We start from the raw sequence: 17,148 nt of genomic DNA on the forward strand, positions 1-17,148 counted from the left end.
GATGTTAAATCGCGACCGCTCCGTGAAGCTTATTCCAAAGGAACTCCCGCGGATTGCTTTTTGCAATTTGATCAAATTCATTTTGCGTAAGATTGTCAAGCATTCCAGCCAGCAGGCTTTTTTCCGAGTTATGATTTCGTACCACATAGAAGTCTGTGCCGAACAATGTTCTTTTCATCAATTTCGGATTCGCCAGGGTTTGCTTCAACAGCGGCTGGATACTGGCGTTGTACAAAATATAACTCAGGTCGGCGTATACGTTCGGATATTGGAGGATCATGCTGCAGATGATGGAGTACCAGTCGGCATATTTCCAAACCTGCTCTAGTTTTCCGCGTTTGTCGTGGCCATTTTCATCTGTGAGAAAAGAGATCCCCAGGTCCGGATGCTTGACCAGTTGACTGGAAAAATTATCCCGGTCAAGTTCCATAAACCTGTCCCATTCGTCGTCACCTCCAAAATGTCCAAGGCACAATTTCAAATGGCGTAGATCATATTTTAAAGGATTGCTTTCATGCGTGAATCCAAAAAGTTCTTTTATCCTTTTGTCCTTGGCCATGGCAACACATTTCCGTAACAATTTCTCCTCTAACAAACACAGGTAGTTCAAGGGGTGTGTGAAATTGTTGATGAACTCGCTGTTCTTCCGCTCCGTCAGCACCATCGGTTCATACAATTCATGGCCGCAGGCTTGCTCAAATACGGGATGATAATCCCATTCCTTTTGCTTTAATCCCCTGTAATAGATCGTTCCCTTTATGCAATGCGTGAGTATGGGAATGCTATGGTCGGCTGCATACTTCCAAATCGGAAGCAGCGCTTCGTCAAAAGGGTAATACCCCAAGGCAGGGTAGATTTTGAATCCGCTGAACCTGTGGCCCTCGATATATTCCCTTATAAAACAATCCTTCAGGGTCACGCTGCCATTGTCTACGGTGTAGTTTAGATGTTTTTCCCCTTCCCGTGCCAACCGGCGGGGATCGGCGAACACGAAGGGATAAATCAAATCCTTGTTCTCATGGTTTTGCTTTATAACCGAGAGTACTTTCATTTGCTCATGATAGCCCGCCCCCTTTTTCAATTTCCCGGCGCCCATGAATTCCATGTCCATCGGTAAAACAATAAAACCGGTTCCTGCCGGATATTGACTTTTTAGCCTTGCAAATATTCTCGTTTGACTTTCATAAAATGCAAATCGGCCTATGTTGAGATATCGTTTCGCCAGGGCTCTGCTTTCCGGGCCCGGGAGTACACCGAGAAAGGACCAGATCTTTTTCAAAATAAACCACAGGATGTTTCTCCCGGATTTAAAGAAAACGACAAACAGGAGTACGATCGCCATTTTTCCCACAAACGATGAAGGAATAAAAAGAAGTCGATGCCCCCATAACCAGGATCTTGATGTATTAATTGCGTCTGAAGTCGAGGTGTCAGGTGCAGATACGGTACTAAGCCAATCAAAGGCGATATAAAATATCTGGATAGCGATGAGAAGGCCAATGATAAATATAGACAGATGCAAAATGCCGACGCGGGCAATAAATATCTCAACCTTATAGCGCAGTTCCCTGATGTTCCGGTACCAGGGTTTAAATCGCCAGGTATCCGGATGATTGAACCAAAACCGAAAAAGACGAACGACAAGGGATATCGGCAGTAAATAATAAATGGGCCATGGCAAAAATGTTTTAGCCAGGAATGGAGGCACGTGATCACCCGTAAAGATGTGGGTGTGACAATTGATGATCGACATCGACGTTGCTTCTAACGTCTCTTCAACAACCGGCGATGTAGTTTGAGGGATGGGAGGACGGACGACATGCATAGGCTTGGGGGGAATAAAGGATGTTCAAAAAAAGAACAAGCCCATCCACCTGATGTTTGAACATCATAGGCGGATGGGCTCTTTCCTTTTCTAAGATAGAGGATTACACATTGGAATCCATAAGAAAAATGGATTTCTTTTTTTGAGGCTCTTCTCCGTTAAAGTTTATTTCTATCCATACAACGTCGCGGAGAAAATCTCAGGTCGTTTTGACAATATGCGTTGCACCACACATTATTTTATGTCAATGAAAAAGCTGACATACTCCTGAGTTCAGTGCGTCTCATTGGTCGCGACCCAAGTGCCGTTTATCATTACTTTTTTCGCATCCCGCAGCACCCGAAGATCTTTCAACGGATCACCTTCCACAAATACAAGATCGGCCAGCTTTCCTTTCTCTAGGCTTCCCAATCTTTCGTCAACGCGAAAGTAGCGGGCATTCTCCAGGGTGGCGGCGACAATAATTTCCATGTTGCTCAATCCTGCGGCCTGCAGCAATTCCATCTCCCGGTAAAAGGCATAGCCAAATTCGGCATGGGCCACAAAGGTATGCGAGCCCAGCACGATCGGAACGCCGCCTTTTTTTGCGAGACCGACAAAGGTCAACATGTTTTTGAACGCGTGCACTTCAATGCTGTCGCCGTGGTCGGTTTGTTTTTCGAAAGCGGCCAGTGTGGGGCTTAGAAATATTTTCTTTCGGGCCAGGAATCGGATGAGCGAATCGGCTACGGGATTGTTTTCGAATTGAAATGTATCCCATACCTCATACCGCCCCCGCTTTCGCGCGTCGTTGTCGGCCAGCACGCGTTGCTTGTATTGTTCGGCTTCGTAGGGAGGGAGCAGAACGGTTCCAAAAGAGGTGACGTGTTCGATGCCATCCAGCCCCGCGTTGATCGCATCAACCGCGTTGCTGATCTCGAGGTGGGCCATGACGGGAAGGCCGTGCGCATGGGCGGCCGTGCAGATGGCCTTGATGGTGCCGACGGGAAGGCCATAATATACTTTGATGGCGGTGGCGCCCTCGCGATACAACTTCTCTACGGCGAGCCGGCCTTCTTCGGCATCCTGAACGATCATGGCATCTTCCGGGTAGGCCGGCGGGTAGGTGTTGAGGTGCGGGCCGGTGAGGAATAGTCTGGGCAGTGGCATGCCGGACGACCGCACGCCGGCATAACTTTCATTCCACTCGCCGGGATCTCTCACCGATGTGATGCCATGGCGGAGATAGACGGCGGGCAGCGTGGCACTGTTCTCGTTGTGATAGTGCGCGTCGAACATACCGGGAAGGATGGTGAGACCTTCTACTTTCTCGATCTGCGCGCCGTCGGGGATCTTTACTTCTCCTTGTTTACCGACGGCTTCGATCTTGTTGTCTCTCACGATCACGCACGAATTTTGAATGGGGTCCCCTCCCAGCCCATCGATCAACGTGGCCCCGACAAAGGCGATAACCTTGTTTCCTTTCGGAATATCGTTTTCATTCAATTCATGGATGATCACGCGAGGTCCATCGCCGGCATTTTCAGCGTTGGATGGTTTCTCTACCTGACAAGAGGCAAGCAACACCACAACCATCGCATACCGGCAGATTCTTTTCATGTTGAAGATCAAAAGCATATTCATATCCTGAAATAACATAACTATCCGTTACCAAGAGCAGCACGACATCAAATTCTAATCGAAATGGAACAAAATTGTGCGATTTGTGATTTTGAGATTACTATTTGCCGGCGATACCTTTACAATCTTTAGCAATCCTTCAGCGCGATGAGCACCTTCACCCTTGGTCAGGAAAAGTTCAGGATCTATAAAATAAGTTCTAAGCGGCATGACTCGGTGTCCTATAAACGTCGTGACTATTTCAAGATTTCCTTGCTCACCGCGGGCACGGGAATGATGTATTTTTCCGGGACGCCGGTGCATGTAGGAAAAGCTACGCTCACGTTCTTCAACCCGCTGCTGGCCTATTCGTGGGAGCCGACTTCGAAAACGCATTCGGGCTACACCGTGTTGTTCACCGCAGATTTTTTACCGGGTCCTCTGCGCCGGCCACCGCTTTTTGCACCGGATCTCATTCCTTTGTATACGCTTGACAAGACGGCGGTCAAGGATCTTGTTTTTATCTTCGAAAAGATGATCGCCATCGATCAATCCGACTATGCGGGAAAACATGAGTTGCTGTCGCACTACATTCAGTTAATTGTACACGAAGGCCTTCGGTTGCAAAAGGCACCCAAGCCAGCGCTGCAAAACAATGCCGCCGAACGAATTACGCGCCAGTTTTTCGACTTGCTGTGGAAACAGTTTCCGGTGAAATCGCCCGGTGATGTGATTCAACTAAAAAATCCGTCGCACTATGCCGATGCGTTGAACGTGCACATCAACCACCTCAACCAATCCATCCACACCATCTCCGGAAAAAACACGACGTGGCACATCCAGCAAAAATTGACGGGCGAGGCAAAAATGCTGTTGATGCAAACCGATTGGCCGGTGGCCGACATTGCCTACAGCCTGGGGTTTGAATATCCATCCTACTTCAACCGGTTCTTCAAGAAGCAAACCGGGATGACGCCCCTCTCCTTCCGGAAATGAGAATACTTTGAAAAGTATAATTTTCCCTTGGCAAACTATTATCTCCCGCGAGCGCTTTCGCCAGACCTTTGTCCATCATTTTAAAGCAACAAATTATGTGGACAAAAGCAAACATGGGCGACCAATCGGGAAAAACCTTCCTAGTGACGGGCGCCAATTCGGGCATTGGGTATGAGACGGCGCTGGGATTATATGAAGCCGGCGCGACGGTGATCGTGGCGTGCCGCAGTAAGGAAAAAGCAGACGAGGCCATTTCGGAGATGAAGAAACAAGGTGGCAAAGGCAAACTCGAACCGGGCGTGCTCGATCTTTCGGACCTGGATTCGGTAAAAGATTTTGCCAACAATTTCCTGAGAACGCATTCGAAGCTCGATGTGCTGGTGAACAACGCGGGCGTGATGGTGCCTCCCGCATCCAAAACTCGCCAGGGATATGAACTTCAATTCGGTGTGAACTTTTTAGGACACTTTGCGCTGACAGGCTATTTGTATCCCTTGCTCAAAAAGACACCTCACTCCAGAGTGGTGACCGTGAGCAGCATGGCCTATCTTCATGGCGCGATCGACTTCGAAAATCTTCGTTCCGAAAAAGACTACAACGACTTTCGTGAATATGCCCAGAGCAAACTGGCCGACCTGATGTTCGCCATTGAACTCCAGCGGAGAATATCTGCACATAGCCATGGCGTGACATCGATCGCCGCGCAACCCGGTGCAAATGAAACCAACCTGGCACGAACCATGAGCGAAGAAGCTTATCAAAGTGCCGTCCAGCGAATTGGTGCGCTCATGCCCATGGCACAAGGCGCGTTGTCCATCCTCTATCCTTCCGTTTCGCCCGATGCAATAGGCGGCCGTTTATATGGACCGGATCGCGATAACGGATACAGAGGCTATCCTGCCGAAGCTGTGATGGCGCCCGTGGCAATGGATGAAGACACTGCTCGAAAACTTTGGGAGACAGCAGAAGCGATCACCGGCGTGCGTTTTCCTGGCTAGCGCAATGCCGACGATAGCAAAGCGATCGTATTCGAATGGGATGACTTTCCGCTATACGTTGGCTTGGCCGGGCGTGTCGGTCAACACATCGATCTGAAACAACGCTGCCAATTTCGCCTTCTTGTTTTTATCCAGGTAGGCCAGGCCGTATTCCTGGCCGAAAGTATAATGCTTGAAGGCCGCCAGTCGCTTGGGAGTTTTTAGCCTTTCCAGTACAAGGTTCAGCGTTCTATAGAAGGGCTCTCCGTCGATGCCATCGCCGGTATTTCTCAGCACAAACAGGAAGGTGTCGTTGTCGACATGCCAATTGAATTTGAGAATGCCGGCGGCGTCTGAAATCAACTCCAGTTTGGAGTAACGCAGATCATGGTTGGTCAACGGAATAATGGTTCTATCGATAAAGGATTGATAGAATTCCAAGGTGGGCGTATGGCCGAACTCTGCATCTTCTATGATGTATTCATCCTTATCCAATAAATCGGTATAGGACATTGCCTTTTCCTTGCTCAATTTCTTTTTGGGAAGCTTGTAGTCGCCGGAAAAGACGGTGGCATTTTTAAATTCCTGAACGGCTTTATCCAGATCGAAGAAGATGTCGATGGATTCTCCAACGTAAACAATGTCTTCGGTCCAGTTCAGCGAATGACAATAGATCCCCTTGTCCTTTCCGGCTTTATCATAAAGCTGGAACAGCATGCTATCTTTTTCTACGATCTGATTACACCAGGCAAAGACCTTCACCTCACCTACGTCGATCTGGTTGGACCAGTAGCTTTGGACCGAGTCCAGAACCCGGGCGTTTACTATGTTCAACAAGGGGCGTTCTCCTTCCAGCGAGGTCACATGGAGGTGCTCCTGATTCACGTCTTTCAAACGATGGCCATCGCGTAGGATGAAATAATCATAGTTCAAGAACCAATGCTTGACGGTTTTGCGCATATCCAGAACGATGGTTTGGGGATAAGGTAGCCTGTTGGACAAGGTTTGCAGGGTGTCGATAGCTGACATGCGCAGTTGATTTAAAGGACGGGTGCGCAAGATAGCTACTTTCCTGTTTTCCTAAAAAATCAATGCACCGTGGATTTGATTTTGTCGCCATCACCGTTCGATCTTATCTTGATCACTCCGACCGCAGCACCTTTGCCGGATTGATCGCCGCGCCCCGGATCACCTGCAAGCTCACGGTCGACAGCGCCACCATCGCCAGGATCAACACCGGCACGACAAACAGATCCCACCCTAAACCAATGCGGAACGCAAAACCCTGCAGCCACGAGTCGATCCCGAACCAGGCCATCGGCAACGAAATAGCCGCGGCAATAAGCACAAGACGGAGAAATTGTTTCGAGAGCAAATAGACCATGCTGGTGGTGGTGGCGCCCAACACTTTCCGTACGCCGATCTCCTTCAACTTTTGAGCCGTGGTGAACGCGGCCAGGCCCCACAAGCCCAGACACGAGATGGCGACTGCGAGGATAGCAAACAGCCCGAAGATCTTGCCGAATTGTTGATCGCTTCTGTATTGTCCGTTGAAGGATTCGTCGAGGAAATAATAGCTATAGGGATCGCCAGGGATCAGTTCTTTATAAAGTTTGCCAATAGCCTCTACGGTAGTATTCATGGAACCTTTGGCGAGCAGAACGGAGACGGCTGTGGTGGAGATCGTATCGGCTTTGAAAAGAAAGGGAACATAGTCGGTTTTCAGTGAACTCCAATGGTAGTTCTTCAGCACGCCAAGGATGGCGACAGTGTCATCGCCAAGGATCAATTGTTCTTTTAAAGCCTGTTCGGCTGTGCCGAGGCCGTATGCCTGGAGAGCCGTTTCATTGATGATAACAGATTCCATATCGGAACGGATGGCGGGATTGAAGTTTTTGCCGGCGGCAAATTTGATGTCGTAGGCGTCGATGAAATCGGGATCGATCCACACCACACTGCCGTCGCGCGAGTCGCTTCGCTGCGATCCGCTTTTACGCACGTCGGCGCCCCAGTTGTGGCCACCGCCGGGAATGGCCGCTGAGGTGGCTACGCGCGTGATGCCGGGGAGCTTTTTGAGTTCCTCTTTGAATAACGTAAGCTTTTGTTTCGACACGTTGTACGACAACGTGCTGGGGCCATTCACGACCAACATCTGTTCGGTTTGCAGACCTTTATCCTGATGGCGCATGAACATGATCTGCCGATAAACCACAAACGTACCCACGATGAGGATCAGGGACGCAGAGAATTGAAAGACCACCAAAGCTTTTCGCAGTGAAAAGCCACTCGTCTCCGAACGGCCCTTCAGCACATCCGTGATGCGGAACGAGGACAACGCCAGCGAAGGATAAGCACCCGAAGCCAGCGAGCCGGTGACAAATAGGCCCAGCAAAATAAACCATAGCCTTGGGTCGGAGAAATTAAATGCCAAGGGTTTGCCGATGATCTCGCCCAACAAGGGCAGCAACAAAACAGCAAATCCAACGGCCAACGCGATGCCCAGCAAGTTGATGAGCACCGACTCGAAAAAGAACTGCCACACCAATTGGCTCCGCTGTGCACCCACCGCCTTCTTGATGCCCACCTCCCGGGCGCGTTCCATAGCGCGTGCAGTGGAAAGGTTGATATAGTTGATCCAGGCAATGAAAAGGATGAAGGTGGCGATCAGACCAAAAAAATAGATCATGCCATAGGTAGTGGTGTCGCCATCGTGCAGGAGACCGGGACTGAGGTGTATGTCGCGGAGGGGCTGCAGTCCCAGTACGGTTTTTGTATTGGATCCAGATAGCCGCTCATCGAAGTGATGTTGTGCAAAGCCGGGGAGTTTCGCGTTCACCGCTGCGGCGTTCGTATGGTCGTTCAATTCAACATAGGTGGTGAAGTTGTTCCACTTCCATCCGTCGTCTTCTTTGTACTGCTGATTTTGGAAGAGGTTGTGAGAAGGCACAAGGGCGTTGAACCAGTAATGCGAATTCGGGGGAACATCCTCCAGCACCGCCGTCACCGTGTAGTCGCCGTTGCACCAGCCTGTGCCGGTGAGCCGGATCGTTTTGCCTACCGGCGATTCTTTGCCAAAATATTTTTCAGACAAGGACTCTGTGATCACGATCGCGTTGGGGTCATCCAACGCCGTGGCTGGATTGCCTTCGATGGCGTGGAACGTAAACGCCCGGAGAAAAGTGGAGTCCACGATGTTGATGGCATATTCATGAAACGCCAGCGCTTCACCCGTAGGCGGCTGGTAGATCATCACGGCGCCGCCATACATGGGATGGGTGCGAATGTAACGCTTCACCTCCGGAAACTCCGTCGCTAACGCAGGACCGAGTCCGTAGGTAGACGTGATGGTGGCAATGCGCTTCTCGTTGTTTTGATAGACCGTCCGCGTGATACGATACAGGTTTTTTCCATTGACATGAAAATCATCATAGCTCGTCTCAAAATCGATGTATTTCAGAATGACCATGCAAGCTGAAACCCCGAGGGCCAAACCGAAAATGTTGATGAACGAGAACAACTTCCGCTTGAAGAGGTTCCGCAGCGCGAGCGTAAAGAAGTTTTTTAGCATAGTCGTTACAGGCTTATTCCCAGGGATAACTTCGGGAAAGCAACGACGTTACGGATCTCAGCAAAAAAATATCCCACCACAAAAATCGAATGCCGTTTTACACCTCCATTTTGTCGCAACCACCACCCCGCTCCCCTTCGGGGTTTTGTAGTTTTGAAGTGATCTCTTTGCCTATGGAACCACCGCTCACAATAGCACCCCCAGCCCGCGCCGGCCGCCGCGAATGGATTGGGTTGGCCGTGCTGATCTTTCCCACCTTACTGGTGTCGATGGACTCCACCGTCACCTACCTGGCCTTACCAGCGATAAGCGCCGAACTGAAACCAACCGGCTCACAACTCTTGTGGATCACCGACATCTATACCTTCCTGGAAGGTGGTTTCCTCATCATTATGGGCGCCCTGGGCGACCGGGTGGGCCGCAAGCGCCTGCTGATGATCGGCTTCATCTTGTTTGCAGCCGCCAGTATCATGGCCGCCTTTGCCGGCAGTCCTCCATGGCTCATCGCTGCCCGCGCGTTGCTGGGCATGACGGGCGCCATCATCCTGCCCTGCACGCTTTCCCTGATCCGCAGCCTCTTCCACGACGATCGCCAGCGCACCGCAGCGTTTGGATTATATACGGCAGGCTATTCCGGAGGCACAATGCTGGGCCCATTGATCGGCGGTGTGTTGCTCACGCATTTCTGGTGGGGGTCGGTGTTCCTGATCAGCGTGCCCCTCATGCTCCTCTTCTTCTGTGCTTCGCCGCTATTACCCGAATACCGCGACCCCGATGCCAAACAATTCAGTCTCATGAACGCCCTGCTGTTGCTCACCGGCACGCTGTCGGTCATCTTTGGTGTGAAGCGGATCGCCGAGTCGGGCGGGATGGATTGGGTCGCGCTAACGACGTTGTTAGGAGGCCTGGGGGTCTCGGGTGTCTTTGTGTATTCGCAAACCATCGTGCGAAATCCCCTGCTGAACCTGAGCTTATTCCGGATCCCGGCGTTTAGCGTGACGTTGTCCACGCTTTTCCTGGGGCTGTTCTGTTGGGCGGGTCTTTACTTGTTCCTGACACAATACATGCAACTGGTGTTGGGTTACGACCCGCTCAAGGCCGGCTTGCTCACGTTGTTGCCCGTGGGCATTACGGTGGCCGGATGCATCCTGGCACCCCAGACGTTGCGTTGGGTGAGCCGGTCGGTAACGATCCTGTTGGGGAACGTGCTCATGCTGGGTTCTATCGTGTTGCTGGCACAGCTTTCCACGGAGACCAACCTAATCCTGCTCATCACAGGCTTCGCCGGGTTCAACCTGGGTTGTGGCATCGTGGTGACGATGGGCATCGATATGGTCGTGTCCGTTGCTCCCCATGAGCAAGCCGGCGCGGCGTCGGGCATTTCGGAGAGCAGCACCACATTCGGGCAGGCTTTTGGTGTGGCCTTATTGGGAAGCGTGGGCACAGCCGTGTATCGCTCAAAGATGTTCGCGTTCGCGGACACAGCATTGTCCGAAGAAGCCCGAGGCACGTTGGGCGGCGCCCTGGAAGCTTCCAAACAACTCCCCGTCGAAGCGGGTCTGGCGCTTGCAAACAACGCGCGCCAGGCTTTTGTAGATTCCTTTCACATGGCCTCCCTCCTGGCTGCAATGGCCATCCTGATTATGATCGGGGTTTTCGTGGCCGTTATGAAGCGCAATCCGAAGTAACGGGTTCACGTCTCGGCGCTTACCCTGATTACCCGAAGCTTCAGCGAAGGAGACCGCCACCTATCAAACCTAATTCCCCACCAAACAAATCGGTGTCTCCTATTGTGTGATCCTGTTTACAGAACCCGTCTAATTTCTGTATCATTGTTAAGACACTAAAAGACTAAACCACATGAACTCTCGCAGGAACTTCCTCCAAAAAATGGCCGGTTCGGCACTGGCCCTTCCCGTGCTATCGTCCATCACCACTAAAGCACATGCTGCCAAACCAGAGACACCCTATCAGGGTCCCGTGCTGCGCGTGGCCATCCTGGGTCTGGGCAGCTACGGCGAACGCGTGGCCGACGCCATGAAGGATTGTCAGCGCGCCAAGTTGGTAGGTGTGATTAGCGGCACGCCGGCCAAAATAAAAACGTGGCAAAGCAAATACGGCATCCCCGAAAAGAACTGCTATAATTACGAGACCCTCGACCAGATCAAAAACAACCCCGACATCGACGCGGTCTATGTCATCACCCCCAACGGCCTGCACAAAGATTTCAGTGTGCGTGTAGCCAAAGCGGGTAAACACGTGATCTGCGAAAAACCCATGGCCAACGACGCCAAGGAAGCACAACAAATGGTAGACGCCTGCAAAGCCGCCAAGGTAAAATTACTCATCGGCTACCGCATGCACTTCGAACCTATCACACTCGACATCGTGCACAAACGCAAAGCCGGCGACTTTGGCAAGGTGTTGTTCTTCCAGGGCCTTTCCGGTTTCATCATCGGCGATCCTACACAGTGGCGTCTTAACAAAAAGCTCGCCGGCGGCGGTGCTATGATGGACATCGGCATCTACTCCATCAACGGGTCGCGCTACATGATCGGCGAAGATCCTATCTGGGTAACGGCCCAGGAGGTAAAAACCAACCCTGAAAAATTCAAGGAAGGCGTCGACGAAACCATCACGTTCCAGCTCGGGTTTCCCGGCGGCGCGGTAGCTTCATGTTTATCTACGTATAGCCTGAACAACCTCGATCGCTTCTTCCTCGATGGTGACAAAGGATATGCTGAAATGGGTCCGAGTACCGGTTATGGCCCGATAAAGGGACGTACCAACAAAGGTGAAGTCACTTATCCGCACGTGACGCATCAAACGGTGCAGATGGATGAGATGTCGGATATTATTTTGAAAGGGAAACAGCCGGAGATCCCGGTGGATGGTGAAGAGGGTTTGAAGGATATGAAGATTGTCGACGCTATCTTTCAAGCGGTGAAAACGGGTGGCAAGGTGATGATTAAATATTAGGAGGTATAAGACTTCTACATGAAGAGCAGGATCGTGCATGCGGTCTTGCTTTTTTTTGTCCATCACAGAATCCTTTGGTTTTTTTTTTGGTGCGAAACAAAGCTGCCGCGGGCACCGTTGCCATTTGGTTGGAGGGCGGAATGCCTTTATCTTTATACGATTGAAGTTGGAAAATCCACGCCCCTTACCCCTTTCATGTTATGCAATTGTTTTTTGAGTCCGGTTGGTTCACGATCGTTTATTCCCTTCTGCTGCTGTTGTCGATCGCGGGTGGCTACATACTCGCCAGAAGTCAATATCTTAAGAAACAAAAAGCATGGAAGCCCAGCGGCACGGAAAATGCTATCATCGGATTCTATAGTCTCTTGTTATCGTTCGCATTGCTTTCCTCGGGCAACGCCAACAAAGAGAGAACCAACCTGATTCATCAACACGCCGATGCGTTAGGTGCCATTTACCGCGAGAGCACATTATCCACCGATTCGGTCACCGAAGTTGTCCGCGAAAGACTGGTGGCCATCCTGACCACAAAATTGGAATCGATCAATCAGAAGGTAAAAGACGAAGACATTGTTTCCGATACCAAAACGGATTCGCTTTACGGCAAACTTCATGCGGACATTAAACAGATGGCGAGACGAAAGGTGATCACCCCAGACGAAAACAGATTCTATATCGACAAATTAAATACCGCCATCGCCCTGGACTATCGCATCCAATACAGCGAATTGGAGCGGACGCCGATCACGATCATGATCCTCTTGATTGGGGGCTCTTTCCTCATCGGCATTCTTATCGGATTTACGAATGGCTTTAATGAAGAGCATCACTTCCTGATCCCCTTTATCTTTTTTGTGCTGACGAGCCTTACGGTTATTTCTATTCGGGATCTGGATAATCCTACCGTGGGATGGATTCGTCCTTCGTATAAAAATTATGAGAATATGTTGATGGATATTAAGAATTAGAAAAGAGCCGTTGCAAAATTCATCCGAACAAATCTCAAACGACTCTTCGCGTCAATTTTGCCCGCTAGCCCGCCGAAGTTTTAGCGAAGGAGGGCCGAAGCTTTAGCAAATGTGAGACGATAACATGAATTTCGATTAACGCTATTATGGAAGCCTGAAATATATCGGCAAAACGAACCTACACTTCGTCACCTGGCCCAACTTCTCGCCGGGAATCCATGGTTTCATGGAAGCAATCGCAGCAAACGCCACCGCATCCAATGCAGGATCAACTCCCTTCACAACCTCGACGTCGGTCACGTTACCTTTTTTGTCAATGACAAATGAAACGAATACCGAGCCGGACACACGTTTTCGCCGAGCCTCCTTGGGATACGTCAAACGCCCCTCAATGTGACGGTTCATCGCCTTGATCCCGCCTTTATATTCCGCTGGTTTCTCCAACGCAATGGAGGTCGTGTCGCCGGTGACCCGCGATACCTTGTAGGCGAACACCGCTACAGAATCCCTCACTTCTTCATACAGATCAAACCCCGGTTCAGGGGTTTCGACCTGGATCACACCTTTTCCATTAGACAACAGCTCGCGGCCATCTTTTGAAAAGCAATGAATAAAAACTTCCTCAGCACCCAATGCGGCGGTTCTGCTTTCCTTTTGCAGCGACCCGTTCTCGTAGTAGGTCTTTTGCGTCCCTACATGTTCTCCATGGTCCCATCTTTCTTCTCCTTTCAGGGCTCCGCTCTCATAGTACGTCAGCATTTTTCCATGAGGCTTCGTGAGCGCCTCATCTAAATACTCAGCGTATCGCTGTTTCTTTCCCGAGATGGAATAGTGACGAACCAGGTAAATGCTGTCCGTTTGCTCAACCGTTTTGTAAAATGCAGCGGTTTTCGGATCGGTAACTGCTTCCCACTGGTCGTTAAAATATCCGGTGATTTGTTCGGCGGATTGGGCTGTCACACGCGATGCGGCCAGCAAAGCGATCGTCAAAAAGAAACAAAATTTCATAGGGAGTTTAACGCGGGGGATATGCAGATTTCAGGGAACGGAGCAACTGGGTGCAAGCTAACAAAAAGGCATAGAAATCGCAACCTCCCCGGCGACGCAACATTCCCGCGAGCAAGTGAAACAACAAGGCTACAAACGAAGTTTATTAACATACCATGGAAGCCGACATCCACACCCTCTACACCTCCGGATTCTACCGCGTCATCGACTTCAAATGCCGGTGCACCGACTGCCGCACGTCCAAACCAGAATATAGCGAATCGTTCAGCATCAGTTACGTACGCAAAGGAAATTTTCTCTTCAACGTCTTTCGCCACGCGCTGGACTCTTACAGCGGCTGTGTGCTGGTGACCAAGCCCGGCTACGAACGCACCGTGACCCACACCCACGAAGTGCCCGACGAGTGCACCATCTTCGATTTCAGAAACGATTTTCATGCCGCCCTGGTGGACCAATACGGCAACCTCCCCTTCTTCCGGAACCCCGATCTCCACTCCACCCTGATCCGCACCACTCCCGAAATGGAGTTTCTACACCATCACATCCTCCGCCTCATCCTAACCCAAGCCGGAAGCAAATTGGAGATCGACAACCTGGTGCTCGAGGTGATCGAAAAAACGCTGGCGCGCATCGGCGACTACACGCCCGACCATCGCATCAACCTGAGGCTGAAAAAGAATCACCTCATCACCATCGAAACCGCCAAGGCCTACATCACCGAAAATTTCTGCAACGACATCTCCCTGCTGGAGATCGCCCGGCATTGCTGCGTGAGCCCTTTCCATTTCAGCCGCATATTCAAGACGTTCACCGGCGAGCCGCCCCACCGGTTCTTGCTTTCGGTGCGTCTGAAAAATGCAGAGTTGTTACTAAAGAACAGCAACCTGCCCGTAGCCGACGCGGCGTTCTCTTCGGGGTTTAACAGCATCGAATATTTCACTTCGGCCTTCCGCCAGCGCTATCATTGTCCGCCCGCCGCCTATCGCAAAAGCATCCCGGCCTGATTCCCCAAAAAAGAGCAAGATTTCTAAAGTCCCCCTCCCCACCTCCGGCTAAGTTTGCTATTGCTAAAGGGTTATCAAAAAATCGTTCGTCCGGACGTTTCGTTTGCGCATGCCCTGCAGCGAATGTTAAATCATAAAAATCATATATCATGAAAGAGCTGTTAAAGACATTGGAAAATTCAAAGACCTACACCCTCAGCGTAGCCGAGGCCATGCCCGACAAAGGCTACACGTTCAAACCCGCTGACGGTGTATGGAACTTTGGTGAACTGCTACACCACATTGCCTATGGCATTCAGTGGTGGGAGGATAACTATATAAAAGGCAACAAGGTGGATTGGAATCCTCCGGTGGCGCACACCGGGAAGAAAGACGTCTCGGCGTATTTAAACAAGGCCTACGACGGCCTGAAAAAAACACTCGGTCACGCGCTGACCGATGATCAGGTAAAGGGTTTTTATGCAACACTGGATCATATCACGCATCATCGTGGACAAGCCGTAACGTATCTGCGGGCACACGGCGTTGCGCCCCCTGAATACATGTATTGACTCCTACTTCGGGAGGCCTAAAAATTTGAGAAAATTTGAATGAAAGAAAAGAAGCCGTCTCAAAAGTAAAGAGGCGGCTTTTTCGTTTTTTGATGGCTATAAGGGGATTTTTAAAAGAGATTGGTAAGAAAAAATTCTTGGGGAAGAATCAGGCTGCCAGTTTAGCCAGGTTGTGCGCTATAGCCAGCAAACCAGTCTCAATTTCTACTTTATTAAGCCCTTTAAGCATAAATCGTTTAAAGTTTTTGTTGTGTTTGATATTGGCGAAGACCGGTTCAATATCGGCTGGGCGCTTTTTGCGATAATGGACGCCAAGCTCGGAGGTTAACCTGGCATTTGCCTGATCCTTGAGTTTTCTTAGCCGATGGTTAATGCCCACGATTCTATTGCCTTTCTGGCTATGACATACATCTCTAATTGGGCATCCATTGCATTTGGAAGCCTGATACGTTGTTAATTCTTGAGTAAACCCATTGGCTGTTTTGCGTGTAGACATACCGATGCGTTTCATCGGTTCACCAATCGGGCAATATACAATGTCTTTCTTTTTATCGTATTCCAGGTTTTCGTTCTTAAACCAGTCGGTTTGTTTGCCGTGTTGTTCCCGGTCGAACTGGTTATGTTTTACATAGGCTTGAATTTTGCGTTTTGCCAGCAGTAAATAATTCTCCTCCGATCCATACCCGGCATCGGCTGTCAATACTACAGGGTTTTGCTTATATAAGCCATAAAAACTTTCAAGATGCTTTTTTAAAGTAGTTGTATCAGTTGGGTTTTGATGGAGGCTGTAATTGACGATGTATTGATTATTGCTGGAAAATTGAACATTGTAAGCTGGTTTTAACTGTCCATTCTTCATGTGGTCTTCTTTCATGCGCATGAAGGTGGCATCCGGATCTGTTTTCGAATAACTGTTGCGCTTGCCTAAGATTTTCTCCTGCTGGGTATAGCGTTCTACATTACGTGGCCAGGTCTTTTTCGCATAGTTGAGTTGCTGACGTTTTTTCTTAGATATTTCCTTGCCCTCCAAAGCTTGGTCGATCCGATCAATGGTGCTTTTTACTTGTTCTGCACTCACAGGGGCGAAGCTTTCAGGAGTTTCATCTTTCAACTCTTCGGCTGCAATACCTTCGGCATAGGCCCACAACTCCTTCAGCTGCTCCTCCATGCGGGCTTTACTGGTTTTTATCGCATTGCCCCATACAAATGTATAGCGGTTGGTCTGCGCTTCCAGTTTGGTCCCATCTGTATAGATCTCTTTGAGACTTAAATGACCGGCTTCAACTAGTAACTCCACCACTTGCCCAAATACAGTCTTTAATACATCCTTCAGCCGTTCACTACGAAAACGATTAATGGTATTGTGATCTGGCTTGTTCATGCCTGCCAACCACATAAAGTGAATGTTCTCTTTCAAAGCTGATTCCATCCTACGAGAGGAGTAAGTATTATTCAGATAGCCATACACCAACACCTTCAGAAGCATTCGCGGATGGTAACTAGAGCTACCTCCACCCTTGAATTTTTTCAGCAAAGGATCAATGTCTATCCTGTCAATTACCTGATTTACAATACGAACCGGATGGTTCTTGTCGATGAGATCTTCCTTGGCGGAAGTATCATCACCTGGTTGGGAGTGTAGTTTTTGAAAACTACTTTTGTTTTAGTTAGCA

General features: G+C 49.9%; 12 protein-coding genes and 1 pseudogene. 7 read left to right on the plus strand and 6 right to left on the minus strand.

Annotation, left to right across the window (positions count from 1 at the left end; genetic code table 11):
* Positions 1–4 precede the first annotated feature (4 nt).
* Positions 5–1,111, minus strand: a complete 1,107-nt coding sequence (locus D4L85_RS25710) for a hypothetical protein (protein ID WP_160144002.1) — start codon at positions 1,109–1,111, stop codon at positions 5–7.
* A 987-nt stretch (positions 1,112–2,098) separates the two neighbouring features.
* Complete coding sequence (locus D4L85_RS25715) at positions 2,099–3,424, minus strand: amidohydrolase family protein (protein ID WP_160144003.1); 1,326 nt, start codon at positions 3,422–3,424, stop codon at positions 2,099–2,101.
* 168 nt (positions 3,425–3,592) lie between these two features.
* Here D4L85_RS25715 and D4L85_RS25720 point away from each other — a divergent pair, with 168 nt between their 5' ends.
* Together D4L85_RS25720 and D4L85_RS25725 are read left to right on the plus strand one after the other, a co-directional pair.
* Complete coding sequence (locus D4L85_RS25720) at positions 3,593–4,420, plus strand: helix-turn-helix domain-containing protein (RefSeq protein WP_119756998.1); 828 nt, start codon at positions 3,593–3,595, stop codon at positions 4,418–4,420.
* 95 nt (positions 4,421–4,515) lie between these two features.
* The gene (locus D4L85_RS25725; RefSeq protein ID WP_119756999.1) at positions 4,516–5,418 is read left to right on the plus strand and encodes an oxidoreductase; all 903 of its coding nucleotides are present in this window, start codon (positions 4,516–4,518) and stop codon (positions 5,416–5,418) included.
* Between the two features lie 51 nt (positions 5,419–5,469).
* On the opposite strand, the gene D4L85_RS25730 is transcribed toward D4L85_RS25725, so the two are convergent.
* Both D4L85_RS25730 and D4L85_RS25735 read right to left on the minus strand, forming a co-directional pair.
* Positions 5,470–6,426 carry a hypothetical protein gene (locus D4L85_RS25730; protein ID WP_119757000.1) on the minus strand — a complete coding sequence of 319 codons (957 nt, stop codon included), beginning with the start codon at positions 6,424–6,426 and terminating at the stop codon, positions 5,470–5,472.
* A gap of 112 nt (positions 6,427–6,538) precedes the next feature.
* Positions 6,539–8,965, minus strand: a complete 2,427-nt coding sequence (locus D4L85_RS25735; RefSeq protein WP_119757001.1) for an ABC transporter permease — start codon at positions 8,963–8,965, stop codon at positions 6,539–6,541.
* A gap of 173 nt (positions 8,966–9,138) precedes the next feature.
* On the opposite strand from D4L85_RS25735, the gene D4L85_RS25740 reads away from it, so the two are divergent.
* The 3 genes from D4L85_RS25740 (at position 9,139) to D4L85_RS25750 (ending at position 12,912) form a co-directional block, all read left to right on the plus strand.
* Complete coding sequence (locus D4L85_RS25740; protein WP_160144004.1) at positions 9,139–10,653, plus strand: MFS transporter; 1,515 nt, start codon at positions 9,139–9,141, stop codon at positions 10,651–10,653.
* 172 nt (positions 10,654–10,825) lie between these two features.
* Positions 10,826–11,944: a Gfo/Idh/MocA family protein gene (locus D4L85_RS25745; protein WP_119757003.1), complete on the plus strand. Its 1,119-nt coding sequence runs from the start codon at positions 10,826–10,828 to the stop codon at positions 11,942–11,944.
* A 200-nt stretch (positions 11,945–12,144) separates the two neighbouring features.
* The gene (locus D4L85_RS25750; RefSeq protein WP_119757004.1) at positions 12,145–12,912 is read left to right on the plus strand and encodes a hypothetical protein; all 768 of its coding nucleotides are present in this window, start codon (positions 12,145–12,147) and stop codon (positions 12,910–12,912) included.
* 144 nt (positions 12,913–13,056) lie between these two features.
* Here D4L85_RS25750 and D4L85_RS25755 read toward each other — a convergent pair whose 3' ends face one another.
* Positions 13,057–13,920 (minus strand): energy transducer TonB, encoded by an 864-nt coding sequence (locus D4L85_RS25755; RefSeq protein WP_119757005.1) that lies wholly within the window; start codon positions 13,918–13,920, stop codon positions 13,057–13,059.
* Between the two features lie 155 nt (positions 13,921–14,075).
* Here D4L85_RS25755 and D4L85_RS25760 point away from each other — a divergent pair, with 155 nt between their 5' ends.
* Positions 14,076–14,924: a helix-turn-helix transcriptional regulator gene (locus D4L85_RS25760; RefSeq protein WP_119757006.1), complete on the plus strand. Its 849-nt coding sequence runs from the start codon at positions 14,076–14,078 to the stop codon at positions 14,922–14,924.
* A gap of 149 nt (positions 14,925–15,073) precedes the next feature.
* Complete coding sequence (locus tag D4L85_RS25765; protein WP_119757007.1) at positions 15,074–15,475, plus strand: DinB family protein; 402 nt, start codon at positions 15,074–15,076, stop codon at positions 15,473–15,475.
* 148 nt (positions 15,476–15,623) lie between these two features.
* Here the strand turns inward: D4L85_RS25765 and D4L85_RS25770 are convergent.
* A pseudogene (locus D4L85_RS25770) lies at positions 15,624–17,098 on the minus strand (IS1182 family transposase).
* Positions 17,099–17,148 lie beyond the last annotated feature (50 nt).

It is taken from the genome of Chryseolinea soli (assembly GCF_003589925.1).
In the GTDB taxonomy this organism is placed as follows: Bacteria; Bacteroidota; Bacteroidia; order Cytophagales; family Cyclobacteriaceae; genus Chryseolinea; species Chryseolinea soli.

Coding starts and splice junctions, on each gene's coding strand:
- D4L85_RS25710 (WP_160144002.1), bottom strand. CDS start 1,111: ATGGACATGGAATTCATGGGCGCCGGGAAATTGAAAAAGGGGGCGGGC.
- D4L85_RS25715 (WP_160144003.1), bottom strand. CDS start 3,424: ATGAAAAGAATCTGCCGGTATGCGATGGTTGTGGTGTTGCTTGCCTCT.
- D4L85_RS25720 (WP_119756998.1), top strand. CDS start 3,593: ATGAGCACCTTCACCCTTGGTCAGGAAAAGTTCAGGATCTATAAAATA.
- D4L85_RS25725 (WP_119756999.1), top strand. CDS start 4,516: ATGTGGACAAAAGCAAACATGGGCGACCAATCGGGAAAAACCTTCCTA.
- D4L85_RS25730 (WP_119757000.1), bottom strand. CDS start 6,426: ATGTCAGCTATCGACACCCTGCAAACCTTGTCCAACAGGCTACCTTAT.
- D4L85_RS25735 (WP_119757001.1), bottom strand. CDS start 8,965: ATGCTAAAAAACTTCTTTACGCTCGCGCTGCGGAACCTCTTCAAGCGG.
- D4L85_RS25740 (WP_160144004.1), top strand. CDS start 9,139: ATGGAACCACCGCTCACAATAGCACCCCCAGCCCGCGCCGGCCGCCGC.
- D4L85_RS25745 (WP_119757003.1), top strand. CDS start 10,826: ATGAACTCTCGCAGGAACTTCCTCCAAAAAATGGCCGGTTCGGCACTG.
- D4L85_RS25750 (WP_119757004.1), top strand. CDS start 12,145: ATGCAATTGTTTTTTGAGTCCGGTTGGTTCACGATCGTTTATTCCCTT.
- D4L85_RS25755 (WP_119757005.1), bottom strand. CDS start 13,920: ATGAAATTTTGTTTCTTTTTGACGATCGCTTTGCTGGCCGCATCGCGT.
- D4L85_RS25760 (WP_119757006.1), top strand. CDS start 14,076: ATGGAAGCCGACATCCACACCCTCTACACCTCCGGATTCTACCGCGTC.
- D4L85_RS25765 (WP_119757007.1), top strand. CDS start 15,074: ATGAAAGAGCTGTTAAAGACATTGGAAAATTCAAAGACCTACACCCTC.